This is a genomic window from Nostoc sp. NMS9 (assembly GCF_017114995.1).
Classification (GTDB): domain Bacteria; phylum Cyanobacteriota; class Cyanobacteriia; order Cyanobacteriales; family Nostocaceae; genus Nostoc.
In genome coordinates this window covers 43,757-59,485 of the sequence record NZ_JABXKL010000071.1, presented here as the reverse complement: position 1 = coordinate 59,485, position 15,729 = coordinate 43,757, and the positions used below count along the sequence as shown (strand labels likewise).

Annotated in this window: 17 protein-coding genes; 8 read left to right on the top strand and 9 right to left on the bottom strand. The window is 43.9% G+C overall.

Going from position 1 to position 15,729, the window contains the following annotated elements; all coding sequences use genetic code 11:
• Positions 1–269 precede the first annotated feature (269 nt).
• Positions 270–743, top strand: coding sequence for an MgtC/SapB family protein (locus HWQ40_RS21110; protein WP_292781348.1), 474 nt, complete (start codon positions 270–272; stop codon positions 741–743).
• A 170-nt stretch (positions 744–913) separates the two neighbouring features.
• Here the strand turns inward: HWQ40_RS21110 and recF are convergent, their stop codons facing one another.
• Complete coding sequence (gene recF, locus HWQ40_RS21105) at positions 914–2,038, bottom strand: DNA replication/repair protein RecF (protein ID WP_292781346.1); 1,125 nt, start codon at positions 2,036–2,038, stop codon at positions 914–916.
• 83 nt (positions 2,039–2,121) lie between these two features.
• Positions 2,122–4,980: a cation-translocating P-type ATPase gene (locus HWQ40_RS21100; RefSeq protein ID WP_292781343.1), complete on the bottom strand. Its 2,859-nt coding sequence runs from the start codon at positions 4,978–4,980 to the stop codon at positions 2,122–2,124.
• Between the two features lie 438 nt (positions 4,981–5,418).
• Between HWQ40_RS21100 and HWQ40_RS21095 the strand changes: the two genes are divergently transcribed.
• Positions 5,419–7,089 (top strand): transglutaminase family protein, encoded by a 1,671-nt coding sequence (locus HWQ40_RS21095; RefSeq protein WP_292781340.1) that lies wholly within the window; start codon positions 5,419–5,421, stop codon positions 7,087–7,089.
• A gap of 11 nt (positions 7,090–7,100) precedes the next feature.
• Here the strand turns inward: HWQ40_RS21095 and HWQ40_RS21090 are convergent, their stop codons facing one another.
• The 3 genes from HWQ40_RS21090 to HWQ40_RS21080 form a co-directional block, all read right to left on the bottom strand.
• Positions 7,101–7,277, bottom strand: coding sequence for a hypothetical protein (locus HWQ40_RS21090; RefSeq protein WP_292781337.1), 177 nt, complete (start codon positions 7,275–7,277; stop codon positions 7,101–7,103).
• A gap of 91 nt (positions 7,278–7,368) precedes the next feature.
• The gene (locus HWQ40_RS21085) at positions 7,369–8,112 is read right to left on the bottom strand and encodes a hypothetical protein (protein ID WP_292781334.1); all 744 of its coding nucleotides are present in this window, start codon (positions 8,110–8,112) and stop codon (positions 7,369–7,371) included.
• 97 nt (positions 8,113–8,209) lie between these two features.
• A complete protein-coding gene (locus HWQ40_RS21080) occupies positions 8,210–9,064 on the bottom strand; it encodes a PD-(D/E)XK nuclease family protein (RefSeq protein ID WP_292781331.1) in 855 nt (284 codons plus the stop codon).
• 146 nt (positions 9,065–9,210) lie between these two features.
• On the opposite strand from HWQ40_RS21080, the gene HWQ40_RS21075 reads away from it, so the two are divergent.
• The 6 genes from HWQ40_RS21075 (at position 9,211) to HWQ40_RS21050 (ending at position 13,195) form a co-directional block, all read left to right on the top strand.
• Positions 9,211–10,626: a phosphoglucomutase/phosphomannomutase family protein gene (locus HWQ40_RS21075; protein WP_292781329.1), complete on the top strand. Its 1,416-nt coding sequence runs from the start codon at positions 9,211–9,213 to the stop codon at positions 10,624–10,626.
• A 153-nt stretch (positions 10,627–10,779) separates the two neighbouring features.
• Positions 10,780–11,055 carry a LapA family protein gene (locus tag HWQ40_RS21070; RefSeq protein ID WP_292781326.1) on the top strand — a complete coding sequence of 92 codons (276 nt, stop codon included), beginning with the start codon at positions 10,780–10,782 and terminating at the stop codon, positions 11,053–11,055.
• 12 nt (positions 11,056–11,067) lie between these two features.
• Positions 11,068–11,262, top strand: coding sequence for a DUF433 domain-containing protein (locus HWQ40_RS21065; RefSeq protein WP_292781324.1), 195 nt, complete (start codon positions 11,068–11,070; stop codon positions 11,260–11,262).
• A 75-nt stretch (positions 11,263–11,337) separates the two neighbouring features.
• A complete protein-coding gene (locus HWQ40_RS21060; RefSeq protein WP_292781321.1) occupies positions 11,338–11,475 on the top strand; it encodes a hypothetical protein in 138 nt (45 codons plus the stop codon).
• An 11-nt stretch (positions 11,476–11,486) separates the two neighbouring features.
• Positions 11,487–11,705 (top strand): BrnA antitoxin family protein, encoded by a 219-nt coding sequence (locus tag HWQ40_RS21055; protein WP_292781319.1) that lies wholly within the window; start codon positions 11,487–11,489, stop codon positions 11,703–11,705.
• A gap of 395 nt (positions 11,706–12,100) precedes the next feature.
• On the top strand, positions 12,101–13,195 hold the full coding sequence (locus tag HWQ40_RS21050) for a Gfo/Idh/MocA family oxidoreductase (protein WP_292781316.1): 1,095 nt from the start codon (positions 12,101–12,103) through the stop codon (positions 13,193–13,195).
• Positions 13,196–13,394: 199 nt separating this feature from the next.
• Here HWQ40_RS21050 and HWQ40_RS21045 read toward each other — a convergent pair whose 3' ends face one another.
• The 4 genes from HWQ40_RS21045 to HWQ40_RS21030 all read right to left on the bottom strand — a co-directional run bounded on the left by HWQ40_RS21045 (position 13,395) and on the right by HWQ40_RS21030 (position 15,675).
• Positions 13,395–13,799 (bottom strand): hypothetical protein, encoded by a 405-nt coding sequence (locus tag HWQ40_RS21045; protein ID WP_292781313.1) that lies wholly within the window; start codon positions 13,797–13,799, stop codon positions 13,395–13,397.
• 2 nt (positions 13,800–13,801) lie between these two features.
• Positions 13,802–14,629: a hypothetical protein gene (locus HWQ40_RS21040; protein WP_292781310.1), complete on the bottom strand. Its 828-nt coding sequence runs from the start codon at positions 14,627–14,629 to the stop codon at positions 13,802–13,804.
• Positions 14,626–14,787: a hypothetical protein gene (locus HWQ40_RS21035; protein ID WP_292781306.1), complete on the bottom strand. Its 162-nt coding sequence runs from the start codon at positions 14,785–14,787 to the stop codon at positions 14,626–14,628. Before HWQ40_RS21035 ends, HWQ40_RS21040 begins: the two co-directional genes overlap by 4 nt.
• Before the next feature lie 177 nt (positions 14,788–14,964).
• The gene (locus tag HWQ40_RS21030) at positions 14,965–15,675 is read right to left on the bottom strand and encodes a hypothetical protein (protein ID WP_292781303.1); all 711 of its coding nucleotides are present in this window, start codon (positions 15,673–15,675) and stop codon (positions 14,965–14,967) included.
• Positions 15,676–15,729 lie beyond the last annotated feature (54 nt).

The window sequence follows — 15,729 nt, the reverse complement described above, 5'->3', positions numbered from 1 at the left end:
TTATGATCGTTGCCACAATTTAACAATGCAAATCTCCATTCATTGGCCAGAATAATATCTTGTTGAAAAATAATCCTAATAATGGAAAATATTAATTCTCAGTTTCAAAACCATTCCTGAATTGATAGAATCCCAATATGAGATAGGCTATTGCACTATACCCATTGGATTAAACTCCATTAATAAAACATTAGAATAGTTTTGTACTATTTTTATAAAAATATTACGATTTAACCTAGTATATAGAATTTTCTATATCAGACTAAACATTGGCAAACACTTACTACCTTGCAACTGATGATTGGCTGAATATCAGCTTCCGGCTATGTACTGCATTGATTATTGGAGCAATCATCGGCTTAGAACGTCAAATTAGGCGCAAACCAGCCGGTTTAAGAACTCACATGCTGGTTAGTTTAGGTTCAGCCTTATTTACCTTGATAATTATGCTGCAAACAGCAGGACTGCAAGCTAGTCCTGATGCACTTAGCCGCGTGATTCAAGGGATTGCAGCTGGTGTAGGATTTCTTGGTGCTGGGGAAATTGTGCGCCAATCTTCTCAAGAATCACAGCAACTTGAAATTCACGGACTCACCTCAGCAGCGGCTATTTGGGTTTCGTCTGCATTGGGAATTGCTGCTGGCTGTGGTTTATGGCAGTTAGGATTAATCAGTGCGATGCTGACTTTTTTAGTTCTCAACGTTTTTAAAAGGTTTGAAAAACATAAAAAAAAATCAGAGTAGAGGCATACAGATGGATGCTATAAATCCCCGTATGAAAATATCTTTAAATCAATACAGTTCAAAATGAGCAACAAAACCCTGATATAGAGACGCGATTTATCGCGTCTTAAAAGACCAATTATCTACACCAATAACCCTTAACCCAAGCGTATTGATCTTTAAATAAATTTTTAATTTTTAATTGTTAATTCTCCCGCTTTCACCAAAAGAATTTGGGAGGACTTCAACCACTGGGAATCAAAAGAACCCAAGTGAGTGGTAGTAATCAGGGTTTGAAAGCGGTCTTGAATAGCATCCAGCAATTGATTTTGGCGGGATAAATCTAGTTCGGCAAGAACATCGTCTAGTAATAGTAATGGTGGCTCTTTGACGACTTCTTCAATTAATTGTAATTCGGCTAATTTTAAGGCTAGAACCAGCGTTCGTTGTTGACCTTGAGAACCATATTGACGAGCGGGTGTCTGGTTAATAGTTAATTCTATTTCGTCTCGATGCGGGCCAACAAGAGTCGTGCCTTGGTGCATTTCAGCAACCGCTCGCTGCTGAATTTTTGCTAAAAAAGCTTGCTGCACTTCTTCTGGATGGTTGTCCTCTAAAGGAATATTCGGCACGTACTTGATTTGCAGAACTTCTGTACTGCCGCTGATACTGCCGTGCCAGGTGGTAGCAATAGGAGCTAATCTTTGGATGGCGCGATCGCGTCGTCTAATTACTCTGGTTCCTGTAGTAGCTAACTGTGCATCCCACAGCGCTAGTTCTGATTGTAAAGACGTTGCATCCAATGTTTCTATATGGCGTTTTAAAAAGGCATTGCGCTGGCGTAATACATGGTTATACTGCTGCAAAATGTGAGCATAAATTGGTTCCAGTTGAATTAATAATGTATCTAACCAGTTGCGGCGACCTTCCGGGCCGCCACGTACTAGTTCTAAATCCAGGCTGGAAAATTGGACTGCATTGAGAACGCCGAGAAAGTCCATTTGACGGCGGATCGATTCGCCATTGAGAGCAACGCTACGGCGACCATTACGGCGGAGGGTTAAGCTCAGGTCACTAACACCTGTTTGTCGCTCAAGGGTGGCATTAATTTGGGCTATAGCTTCCCCTTCTTGAACTAAATCGCGATCGCGGGTCATGCGGTGCGATCGCAATGTCGCTAGTAACTCCACCGCCTCCAACAAATTCGACTTTCCTTGAGCATTATTACCTACCAAAATCGTTTTGGCAGCAGTAAACTCAACCTTTTGGTCTTGATAATTGCGAAATTGTCGGAGGTTTAGAGTTTTTAGGTACATAAGTTCAATTTTGGATTTTAAATTTTAGATTTTGGATTGAAGATAAATCTAAAATCTAAAATCTAAAATCTAAAATTTCCTTTTCAGACAGCCTTCTTGCCCATAATCCGCAAAAATATCTTCTCCGCTTCAATCCAGACAAACATTAAGGCACTGAAACCAATACAAACTCCCAACTCTTGCATATTCAAGTAGTGAGTACCAAAGAAATCTCGCAGAGGCGGGACGTAAACTAGCATCAGCTGCAAAATCGTGGTGACGACAACAGCCGCTAGTACAAAGATATTGGAGAAGGGATTCATCTCAATGGTCAGTCGGTTGTTGGAGCGAATAGCGATCGCATGACCCATTTGGGCTATACACAAGGTAGTAAATACCATTGTTTTCCAAGCTTCGGGATTTCCCTGATACCCAGCAGCATGGGTATGTTGATAAGCCCACCACATCAAGGCAATGGTGATAATAGCAAAGATGATGCCAATGCGAATCATATAAGAACCCAATCCCCTAGCGAAAATACTTTCGCGGGGACTAAAAGGCGGACGTTGCATGACATCTGGTTCTGGAGGTTCCACAGCTAATGCTAAGGCTGGTAAACCGTCTGTTACCAAGTTCATCCACAAAATTTGTAATGGAGTCAGGGGAACGCCTCCCAAGCCGATTAAGGGTGCGGCTGCAATTGTGAGAACTTCACCAATGTTACTGCCCAAGATGTATTTAATAAAGCGGCGGATGTTGGTATAAACAACTCTGCCTTCCTTGGTGGCGCTGACAATGGTGGCAAAGTTGTCATCAAGTAACACCATGTCACTGGCTTCTTTACTGACATCAGTGCCAGTAATACCCATTGCAATACCGATGTCGGCTTGTTTGAGGGCTGGAGCATCGTTGACACCATCACCTGTCATCGCCACAAATCGACCCCGGCGTTGCAGTGCTTGGACAATTCGCAGTTTGTGTTCTGGGGAAACTCTGGCATAGATGCTCACCAGGTCAACGTTTTGCTCTAATTCCTGGTCAGTCATCCGTTGCAATTCTTGACCTGTGAGAACGCGATCGCCTTCTTGAGCAATTCCCAAATCGGTAGCGATCGCTCGTGCTGTTAATTGGTGGTCGCCAGTAATCATCACTGGGCGAATACCTGCTTCTCGACACTCTTGGACTGCTGCTCTTACTTCTGGGCGTGGCGCATCTAGCATTCCCACCAATCCCAGCCATACTAAATCTTGCTCGGATGTCTCATCTGAACCTTCCGGTGGAATCTCCACCAAGGGTTTGTAAGCAAAACCTAGCACCCGTAAACCTTTACTCGCCATCAGGTCATTTTCTGCCAAAATTTTCTGGCGTTGTTCTTCGGTCAAGCGGCCTGTGTCATTACCCAAATGAATCTGAGTGCAACGTGCCAAGGTTAACTCTGGAGAACCTTTGGTAAACATTAAATAAGGTTCCGATTGGAGAAAACCGGCGATCGCAGTGTCAACGCCTCTCGAAGATGCTTCACCTGTGGCGACTCCCTCCACCTGAGAAATCACGCTCATCCGCTTCCGTTCTGAGGAAAAGGGGAACTCCGCAACACGAGGTAACTTACTATTCCACTGGTCTTTTTCAATTCCGGCTTTTCCCGCCAGGGTGAGTAATGCCCCCTCTGTTGGATCTCCCAAAATCGCCCATTCACCTTGTTCTTTTTGCAATACTGAATCATTACAAACAGCGCAGGCTACTGATAACGCGGAGATTTCTGGAGACTCCTCTAGGGAAATTTTTTGACCATTTAACTGAAAGTCCCCTGTCGGAGAATAACCTTCGCCAGTAACGCGAAAAGTTTTGTTATTGGTGGAAATCGATTGCACCACCATTTTATTTTGAGTCAGGGTGCCGGTTTTATCAGAACAGATGGTAGTTACAGAACCCAACGTTTCCACTGCTGGCAATTTGCGAATCAAGGCATTTTGGCGTACCATTCGCTGGGTTCCCAGTGCCAAGGTGACGGTAATTACAGCTGGTAAACCTTCTGGCACTACAGCAACCGCCATACTCAAGGAAACTTCCAAGAGTTCTTGGATGTTTTTAAAACCTCCATCCTTGATGACACCGCCAACGACAACGATCGCCACCAGAATTAAAGAACCCGTAACCAGGACATTACCCAGTTGAGTCATCCGCTGCTGTAAAGGCGTAGGTTCACTTTCCACCGCCTGCAACATCGCAGCAATTTTACCCAGTTCTGTAGTCATTCCGGTGTTAGTCACCAGAACCTTGGCGCGTCCTTGGACTACTTCAGTTCCTTGAAAGACGACATTGAGGCGATCGCCTAATGATGTTTCCTCCGGCAATTTTAGTGATGCCTGTTTATTAACCGCTTCGGCTTCACCAGTCAATGCCGACTCACGCACTTGTAAATTAGACTGTTCGATCAAGCGTCCATCTGCGGCTATCTGCATCCCAGCTTCCAGCAGCATTACATCTCCTGGAACTAGTTCTTTAGCTGCTATCTCCACCAGTCTGGCGTCGCGGAGCACCCGCACTAAGGGAGAAGTCATTTTTTTCAAAGCAGCCAGGGCTTTTTCGGCGCGGCTTTCTTGGACGTAGCCGAGTATGCCATTGAGAATAACAATTGCTAAAATCGCGATCGTATCTTTAAATGGCACTTCACCGGACTTTAATCTGCCCTCCCGCAAAGCCATCAGGTCTAAAAACCCAGAAATGAGAGCTACGCCAATCAGCATCAACAACATAATGTTCTTGAACTGATCCAGCAGAATTTCCCAAGCACTACGGCCAGCAGTTTCTTCAAGCTCGTTGGGGCCGTATTTTTGCAATCTCTGTTGAATTTCTTGGGGTGTTAAGCCACTGTCTGCATTACTATCGAGCAGGTCTAGCGCTTTATCAACTTCTAAACTATGCCAAACGGCGGCACCTTCAGGCAGAGAATTAGCAGACATCGTGTAGGTCACAGCAAATGGTTACAAAATTCGATCATAATTTAGTGATGGCAGGAATTCCATCTTCTAAAGTTACATTAAGCTGATCGCCCAGTTGTATGAGTGTATATGTAATTCTTAACATTTGTAAATTCCTCCTGTTTTGACATAGTATTATTTCTCACGAAAGAGTTTTTCGGAACACATTGTACCGATAATTATTAGTACCCCGCTGTAAACGTGGCGATCAAGAACCACTAATTGATGTACTTGGTAAGAGCAACGCCCATTGTGGGCAGTCTTTTAACTCAGCACTCTTCATCCACCCCAATCGGGGGAGCCATTGCTCGACTAGGATTTTCCATCTCAAGCAATTGGTGTGACGGCGGTAAAACCGCTTGAGTCATGTTTCCTCCCCTACCTAAAGGTGAGGGTTTTTTACACTTACCACAAGGTTTTATGAGTTTTGCACTCCCCACTTTGACCGTTAGCCAGATGTTTGGGCAAAGAACAATTCGACCGCTTACTGCTGCTGCCCTGTGTGGCATTACTTTCATTAAAGATAGACTGATTGCCATTGACAGTATTAAAGGACATTTACTGGAGATCGATCCCACCTCTGACAACAGCAAAATTCTCAATCCCCATCAAGTTGAAGAATTTACCGATGTCACAGGGCTAGCGGCGTGGGATGATACCCTGTGGGTAAGCCGAGAAAATAGTGTTTATTTGTGCAAACTCAATGCTTTGGATCTGGAACATTTTGTAACATTGCCTTATCCAGCTGATGGCGTTGCTGTTTGGGAAACAACAGTTTATGTTAGTTGTCAAAGGCTGGGCTACATTCTGGTTTTTGACCGCGAAACGCGAAAAGAGATTACTAAATTTTATGCCCCTGGAGTTGGAGTAGAGAATTTGGCAGTCAACCAAGAAATGCTATGGATTTGCGATCGCACCGAACAATCAGTTTACGCGATGGACAGAGCCACGGGAGAACTGCAATTTAGCGTCCTGACACCCTTTGAATGTCCTACAGGCATAGCAATCCACAAAAATGCCGAAACAGGCAAAGAAAGTATTTACGTCGCCTATGCCTCAGAGGAGCCTTATATCCGGGATAACCCCAATGCCGATCCTAGTCATGAACTAACATTCCGCGATCGCACTTTTATTCATCCTCTGTATTATCATTACCAGCCAGATAAGCGTTACGCCCTTTCCAATGGCTATCTGATTGAAATGTCCTATGCTGAGGAAATTGCACCTCTAGACGAGGTTTATTTACCTGATGTGGAATGGCGCATCGCCCTACCATCGGAAACTGAGCGTCAAAAGGTGAAACACGTTGAACCTATTGGTATACCTTTTACCGAAGAAGTGATAGAGGGGCAACGTGTAGCAGTCTTTAAATTTGATTCTCTTGCTCCAGGAGAACGGCATATATTTGGCTGGAAAGCACTTTTGGAAGTTCGAGGAATTAAGTACCGCATCACACCTAGAGATGTGGAAAATATACCGGAACTGTCCCCAGAATTACAAACACGCTACCTAGTGGATGACGACGATTTAGCAATGGATACTACCATTGTTCGCCGTTCCGCCAGAGAAGCGATTGGTTCTGAAACCAATGTGCTGCGGAAAATGCACAGCATCCGCAACTATGTTTATGATGAGTTATCCTACGGTATTAAACCTTACATTGACACACCAGATATAGTTTTAGAGCGGGGCGTTGGTTCCTGTGGCGAATATGTCGGTGTTTTACTTGCCCTATCCCGTTTAAATGGCATCCCCTGCCGCACCGTAGGCAGGTACAAATGTCCTCCCCATAGTGACTTCGTAGGAGTACCGCTACAACCCGACTTTAATCATGTTTGGCTAGAATTCTACGTGCCAAATTTTGGCTGGTTGCCGATGGAATCAAATCCTGATGATATAGGTGAAGGTGGACCTTATCCGACGCGTTTTTTTATGGGCTTATGCTGGTATCACATTGAAATTGGCAAAGGTATCACTTTTGAAACCGTGACAAGTCAAGGTGCGCGGCTAACCAAAGAAGATATCCCCATCGGTGATTTAGCGATTAATCATATTCGCTTCACAATTCTTAAAGAACTACCACCCTTTTGAATTTCTTCCATTTATTTACCCAAATTATGCTTTTTAATTAGCTCCTGGTTTTCAGGTTTATTGAGCCAGTCTTCTAGAGCCTCAGCGATCGTATCGCTGAGGTTTTTATCTTTGAGAGCTACCACAGCCCGAAACAATCGGTTTAACTCTGGAGAAACATAGCCCCGTAATTCCTTCTTTTCATTCATCAACCTTGCACAGCTTACAACCGCTTAATTTTTGCATAGCTTTTTAGGCTATGTTGATTTAGTGGTTTATCCTATTATCCGATTGTCCTATTTAGGCAGTATGATTGTGAGTGTTGGAATGCGATTTTCTATCATCAGGGGATGAATTATCTGGTAGTATATCTGCACGAACTACATCGCTAATCCATTCTCCCTCAACATTATTGTTAGAAGAATTTGCATAATCATCCCATGTCATGGTGTCGCCAGTAGAGTATTCATAAACGACTCCACGAGTTTGATTATTACCATCTCCATCATTTAAACGAATCCAGGTTACATAATCACTAGATGGAGGATAACCACCACCAAATTCAATACCTGGAGGTTGAGCTAAACTTCTAATTGCCCCTGGCGCAGGCCGCCAACTTAGATAATGATGAGTTACAAATTTGTCGGGAGAACCAGACCTCCTGTAATGTACTGTTTGGTGAAATTTGTAATTATAAAGAACTGAAGATTGACCTTGTGGCCCACAAACCAAATTAAGTGGATAAAAAGAACAATATCTCTCCTTAGCTTGATTTGGAGCCTGCTCATTTTGAGCTTTAGTTGTGCTAATTGCAGCCTTCGTAGTAGGAACTAATTCCAAGCCAGCAGCGGCACATTCAAGTTGAACAGCACAAGTGTCTAGAGACAACAGTAATGCATAAACAGTTTGAGGTAAAATCCCCTTAAATATTAGAAGTAAAAGAAACGTCGAAATTCCTACTAATCTAAATACAGATTTATTTGTGGTTAATCGCACTAATCTTAACTCCTTACAACCCAAGATAAAAATCGGTGTATCTGACATCTAGGTTGTCTGATAGGAGTAGAGAATAAGGTCAGTAAAAATACGAGTATTTAGTAGATTGTTTTTAAAAGTAAACCAAGCTAAACAGGTAAACCAATTAGCTATTAACTCTTAAACTGGGCAATGGATATGATTTATGCTGCTTAAAATCGGCAAACTCACAGATGGAGTTAAATGGGCAAAAGCGGCAGTGAGAGCCAGGATTAGGAGGGAATATTTTACTGAAATTAGTAGTTTCTTCCTGATATTTTTGCAAATCGTGCTGGTGCTTGTGGGCAATATTCGCTAACTCAAATTTTAAGGATTCTAATTCACTATTATTAATACTAATTAACTCTGACTTTTTACATATTTCTAAATTATAAAATGATGCAACAGCTTCTCGTCCAGGGTAAAGATAACGAGCAGCTAACAAGTAAACTAATGCCTGTCGTTTGTCAAAAGCGGACTTACCAGTTTTGAAATCCAAAATATGTAAAGTACTATCAGACTCAATAAAAACGCAGTCCATAGCCGCGTATAAGCGAAAGCAATAATCTTCTTGTTCAACTACTATCGGTTTGGGAAAGCCTTCATCACCCGGAGTTAATTGGATAATATCTTTATCCAAAAGCAACGGTGCATCGTGATATTTTTTCAAAATTTGCAGCACGCGTTGCTGGACTTGAACACTTGAGTTGCCTAATTTAAGTAGCTGGGCAACTCTTTCTACACCATCTGCTTGCTTCAACAGATACCTGTGATGATGAAACTCATAAATGCCTTTTTGGGCTAGTATGCCAATCCGCTGGGGCGCGGTGGCTTGCGTTAAAAGCGCTTTGACTTGTGGTTCGTGTTGCCGTGCTTTGATAAACCCCCGTCTCATCTGGCAATGCCAGCGTTCTTGCCCAGTCGCTGGGGCAACTAGAGACCAAAGGTGATAACTGGCAAAAGGTCGATCGGGGGTTGACATTGCTCAGAAACAGTGAGAGAAAATACGGTGGGGAGAAGTTTAAGCTAAGGCTTCCTTAGAAAAGAACTTCGGAGGATACTTGCTGCTACACACGCTTTGCGGGAAGCTTTTATAGTACTGATAATGTACCGGAGCAAGTGGCAAAAATGTCTAGCAAGATAAAATTTGGTACCGATGGATGGCGAGGGATTATTGCCGATGACTTTACTTTTCCTAATGTGCGGAAAGTAACAAGGGCAATCGCCACTTACTTAGAAACAGCCTACACAAAAGATAGACCAGTACTTATTGCCTACGATACTCGCTTTTTAGCTGACCAGTTTGCCCAAACAGCGGCTCAAGTACTAGCAGACTTGGGTTGGACTGTGAAAATTACCGATCGGGATTGCCCCACACCAGTAATTGCTTACAACGCCCGTCACCTAAATTCCGCTGGGGCGTTAATGTTTACTGCTAGCCATAATCCAGCACCCTACTGTGGAATTAAATATATACCCGATTATGCTGGGCCTGCCACTCCAGAGATTACTGATACTATTGTGGCAAATATAGAAGGTGCATCGGATGAGTTGCCTGGGAGCAACCCATCAGGTTCAATTTCAATTTTCGATCCGAAACCAGATTACCTGAAATTTATCTACACTCTACTTGATGTAGAAAAGATCAGAAGCGCTAATTTAAAGGTAAAGTACGATGCTTTGTATTCTACCTCTCGCGGCTATTTAGATGAAGTTTTGCAACATAGTGGCGTTCAATTAGAAAGTTTCCACGATTGGAGAGATGTTTTATTTGGGGGTGGAATGCCAGAACCCAAAGGAGAACAATTAGTTGAGTTAGTAGAAGCAGTAGTTCGCGATCAAGCTGATTTGGGCTTGGCAACGGATGGAGATAGCGATCGCTTTGGTATCGTTGATGAACAAGGAACCGTCCTCACTCCAAATACTGTACTGCTACTTCTAGCACGTCATTTAATCAAAAACAAAGGTAAAACTGGCGCGATAGTCCGCACTGTCGCTACAACCCACCTGCTGGATAATTTCGCTGCTAAAAATGGGCTGCAAATTTACGAAACAGCAGTTGGTTTTAAATACATCGGCGAAAAAATGCGGGAAACTGCTGTGTTAATTGGTGGAGAGGAATCAGGCGGATTGAGTATTATTGGGCATATTCCCGAAAAAGACGGGGTATTAGCCGATATGCTGGTGGCAGAAGCGATCGCTTATGAAGGCAAACCGCTAAGTCAACTTGTCAAAGAAGCGATCGCCGAAGCCGATGGGCCACTTTACAACAACCGCCTAGACTTGCACCTCACAGAGGCGCACAAAACCGCTGTCATCGACTCCTTTACTAAAAATCCACCTACAGAAGTAGCTGGCATTAAAGTCAAGGAAGTGGGGCGTAAAGACGGTATTAAGCTGTATTTAGAAGAAGGTAGCTGGATTTTACTGCGTCCTTCCGGTACAGAACCACTGGTGCGCGTCTACCTAGAAACCAACACTCCCGAAAAACTCACCCAAATCGCCCAAGAGTTAGAAAGGGCAATTGCTAAACTAGAGGCATAAGAATTAGGAGTTAGGAGTTAAGAGTTAAGAGTTATGAATTAGGAGTTAAGAGTTGTAAATTAGCAATTCTTAACTCCTGATTTCTAATTTCGATCAAAATGTGAATTAATAACTCCTAACTCCTAACTTCTAACTCCTCACTTCAATCAAACTATGAAAATCGCTCCTTTTTTGACATCTCTAGTTGTAGCAGTTTGGGTAATCGCGATCGCAATTATTTCAGTCCAAAATGCTACACCCGTATCGTTAAAATTCTTAACATTCCAATCGATTCAGATACCAATGGGTTTAGTGCTAGCTTTTAGTGCCTGTGTAGGGTTAATTGTTATGGCACTGCTGCAACCTCTGTGGGGGCTTGCTGGTATTGGGCAGGGTAATTCTCGATTGGAAGACGATGCCGAATTTTTTGTTGATGATGAAGATTTTTGAGGTTTGATAGCTGTGCAGTACCAAAACATTATTACAATCGAACCAGGAAAACGAGGTGGTAAGCCTTGTATTCGAGGAATGCGAATTACTGTATACGATGTTTTATCATATCTTGCCTCTGGCATGAGCTACGAGGAAGTGCTTGATGACTTTCCTTATTTGACACAAGAGGATATTTTGGCTTGCCTAAGCTATGCGGCTGGCTGATATGTACCTAAATTCTCAGCATCGTTTTCTCATAGGCTTAGTATAGCTTTGCGTAAAATCGTGGTGAATGGAGGGTTGAAATTTAAACGCATAGGCGCTTTGCCTTCCCGCAGGGTAGGGGCGCAGAGGTACGCAAAGAATTTGCGATCGCATCTAGAGGATATCCAAGCTTTTGACCAAAATCCAGATTTGGGAGTTTTGACACTCTATTAGATTTGGAAATTATGGAAGCTGAGTATGATTTTAGCCAGGGCAAGCGGGGAGCGATTGAATCAACACCAACAGGTAAAACTAGAATTACAATTCGCCTAGATGATGAAGTACTAGCATGGTTTCGTGACCAAGTTCACGCAGCAGGTGGGGGAAATTACCAAACTTTGATTAACGATATCTTGCGTGAGTACATTCAGCAGATCGAGAACGGCTATGAGCGCAGCTTATAAAGCAGATTTTAATTTGTAGATTGAACAGACAGCCCAACTATTGCGATCGCATCGCTGGCATGGTTTCGGCATCGAAAACCTGCATTTAGTAGAGCAGCCACAGCCCAGTCCAACTAGGGCAGAAGTACTTGTAAAATTACGTCTAATGTGAATTATTAATTAGGTTGATTAATACCGAACCTGCGACGAAGTAACAAGCGCAGAGTGTGGGATGCAAGTTTTATGACAAACCGACTGCGGACAGCACGGATTATTTAACTCGGCAAGGTTTGGGCATCTTAGGACAGTTTTTCAACGAACCGACCTGATGATCGCTCTAGGGATTTCTCAAGAGCGGAGGCTCACACGACAAAAGCTGAGGCTTGCTAGGCAATAAGCACCAAGAGGATAGCACTATGACAAAACCTTTACGTATCGGAATTATCGGTGCCAGCGTCGATCGCGGATGGGCGAAAGAGTCGCATATCCCCGCAGTCCAGAAGCTGGCAGGGTTAGAATTGGCGGCTGTGGCAACGAGCAGACAGTCAACGGCTGATGCTGCCGCCAAAGCCTTCGGCGCGAAGGCAGCCTATGGCAAAGCAGATGACCTGATCCGAGATCCGGACGTTGACCTCGTGGCGGTTTGCATCAGGGTTCCCAATCACCGTGAACTGGTCTTAAGCGCTATTGCGGCGGGCAAGCACGTTTACTGCGAGTGGCCACTGGGTCGCGACATTGCCGAAGCCGAGGAAATGGCAGCCGCCGCTCACGCTGCAAAAGTCCACGCGGCGATCGGGCTTCAGACGCGGATGAACCCCGCCGCGCATCGCGCCCGCGATTTGGTCGCGTCCGGTGCGATCGGGCGTTTGCTCAGTGCCCGGATCTACTCCGGCACTGGCGCTTTCAGTCCGAGAGTAGCGGCGGCGGATTCCTACCTGGAGAACGCCGAGAACGGTGCCACCCTCGTAACTATCCACGGTGGTCACGTCTTCGATCTCGCCATCGCGGTGCTTGGCCAGATCGAAGACGTGACCGCGCTGACCACGACCCAGTACCCCGAAATCCAGGTCGGCGACGACTCGACGCGGCAGGTGCGATCGATCCCCGACCACCTTCTCATGCAGGCGCATCTTGCTGGTAGTGGGGCGCTGTCGATTGAGGTGGCGGGGGGTCGTCCGCCTGAAAAGACACCGTTCCGCCTGGAGGTGAGCGGTGAGAACGGTGAAGTTGCGCTAGATGGCGGCGCACTCAGAGGCTTCCAGTCCGGTCGCCTGCGCCTTTCGCTCAATGACGAGTCACAGCATGTGGATGAGGGCGAAGCTGCTTCGATGCCGGACATGGCTGCCAACGTCGCAGGAGTTTATGCAGCCCTTCGTGATGACATTCTCCGGGGAACCTCGACTGTTCCCGATTTTCATCATGCAGTGCGCCTAACGCGGTTGATCGACGACGTGATGTCGTCAGCACGGACGGGAACTCGAAAGTTGGTCATGGATTGGCCAGAGCTATAGTGAGCATGGGAGTCGTCGCAACTGGGTTCAGAGACGACGATGCCTGAACTTGTCGCTTTGATAACTGTATTTGTGGCTGTGTGGGTAACGGCGATCGCTCTTATTTCAGAGCGCTTGTAAGCGTCACACTACATAAAAAAAGCTTGCAAACGCAGGCTTTTTTGAAATATTTTAACAGAGCGTTCGCGCTGTTATAAAATTAAAATGTCCATTCGTGATCTGGATGATCTAGGGCAGCGCGAACAGAAGCTAAATTTGCAAGGTCTTTGAAAGGGCTTGATTTAGCAATTTCTGTGATTGAGTTTAACGTAAGAGCTAATTGGTCATTATTGCCGGATGCGATCGCATTATCAACGACAGCAAACAAAGCGCGAAAGTTTTCTGCACGTTCATCAAAAGAGCGATCTAGATATGCGATCAACAACTCTCGTTGGGCGTTAATCTTGGTAATTGTTTCTTTTTCCCAAGCATCAATATCTCGTCTCTTTGTCTGTTCTTGTTCGGCAATTATTTTATATTCACTATAAGCTGAAACCATTTGCTGTAAGCATTCAGCAGGATTGATAAATTCCTTGACTACTGTGGTAACTTTTTTGGCCGACATTTCTAATTCCCTCCCAAAGTCCGATATTTGGCTTGTATAGTCGCAGTAACAGGATTCAACTGCCCTTCACTATCTAAAACAGGAGTTTTCATGATTTCTGCAAGTGCTTTAACAAAAAGTGCGACTTTTTGAAACTTACTAGCGTCCCTGTTTTTGTCGAATGATGGTAAAGATTCAAGTTCTTGAAGACCTAAAATAGCAGATTTATTCAGACATTCAAATACACTCTGTAACTCAGTAATCCGCCGTCTTACTTGTTGCATAAAGTCTTTTGCTGCTTCAATTTTAGCGATCGCAGTGTTGACTTCAGCCTCATACTCCCGTGCCTTTGTCAACGCTTTCTCGCCTTCACCAGCAAGCACAAAGCCTCCAATTAATACAGCCGGCCCAACAGTGATACCACCTAACACAAGAGAACCAAGAGCCATACCTCCACCACCGGCAGCTAATGAGCCACCACCTAGCCATGCTAGAGTTGCATTCCAGGCTGCTGCACCGCTAAGTCCTCCTATAAATGTCCCAGTACTGGCTACTCCTACAGAAGTAGCAAGACTCATTGCACCACCATATCCTGCTGCTGCTGCCCCAATTGCTTTAGTGCCACCTTTGAAAAACTGTTCAGCTTCTACTGTGGCAGCTTTATACTCTTTAATCTGCTGAACTGAAATTCCTTCCAGCCCTTCTAAAAACTCCTTCTCGCTTTGTTTTGCTTTACCGATATTTCGTTCTATGAAGTCAACAAAGCGCCCAATTGTACTCATCATCACATCAAGCTGAAGTTGACCATACTCTTCTGCAAGCTTGTTAGTTGTCTCCCACTCTTTTTTCAACTCACTTTTTTCAACTCACTGACTGCATCTAAATGACGGTTTTCGGCACGTTTACCAATTTCTTTTGCCTCATTCATATTGCCAACACCCTCAGCGCCTTTCACTGCTCCGAAAGCAGCAGTTCCTAAAGCAATAGCACCCAAAATCAGTGGAATCATGAAATCTCCTGATTGTGATTAGTATTTGGTTAATACTTGTCTACGGATTCGCCATCAAAACAAGGCATCACCTTATACTTAAATTTCCCAGAAATACTAATTAATGAACATTCAGAAGGTATAAATTTGATACTGTGATGAATGCAGTTGTCAATCTTTTTCTTGTTGAGTGCGCAGCTAAGTTGAGCAGTTTTGGGTTAGTTGTAGCTTTAGGTAATCAATAAAGTCCAGAATTTCTGTATCAGTGAGTTGTGAGCGCGATCGCTTGCCATATCTCTGCTGCAAATATTCCCTTCCCTGCTCTGGAGTCCAATTTAACTGGGCTAAATATGTGTCACTTTGAGCTATCAAAACTGCATGAATTTCTGAAGCCGTTGTTTTAGCAGATATTTGTATTGGCTCTTGATTTAAATCTTGAATTCTATTAATTTTTAAACTGACTTTTTGCCCTAGAGTTTGCCAATCAATTTCATTATGTCCATCCCAACTAACACCTACAGAGCAATAAGTGACTGGCTCGTAAATATTACAAAAAACTACATTACTATCTCCTGGGCTGACGCTAATAGTAAGTGGATTACGCAGTTGTTCAGAAGTAAGAGCATCCAAAGACAGCAACAAGCTTTTAGAAAAGTAAGAGTCTTTTCCTGAGCGGACGATATAAGGTTTGTCTGCCAAAATAGATAAATCTATTTTTCCAACTTTTCCAAAGGCAGTTTCAACTTGTCTATCAATTTTGATTTCGGTTATCACCCCAGTCAAGGCTTTGTCATAAATAGGGATTTTTTGCTCATTTTCTGAGAGCATATACCAGCAGTGATCATTGTCTTTTTTGACAAAAACATATTGAGGTCTTGGGACTGCTCCAAATCCTAATTTAACTTCCATATTTTTAATGTAGGTTTTGGTACATATATTTATTGAGCAACCAGCCTTTACGAT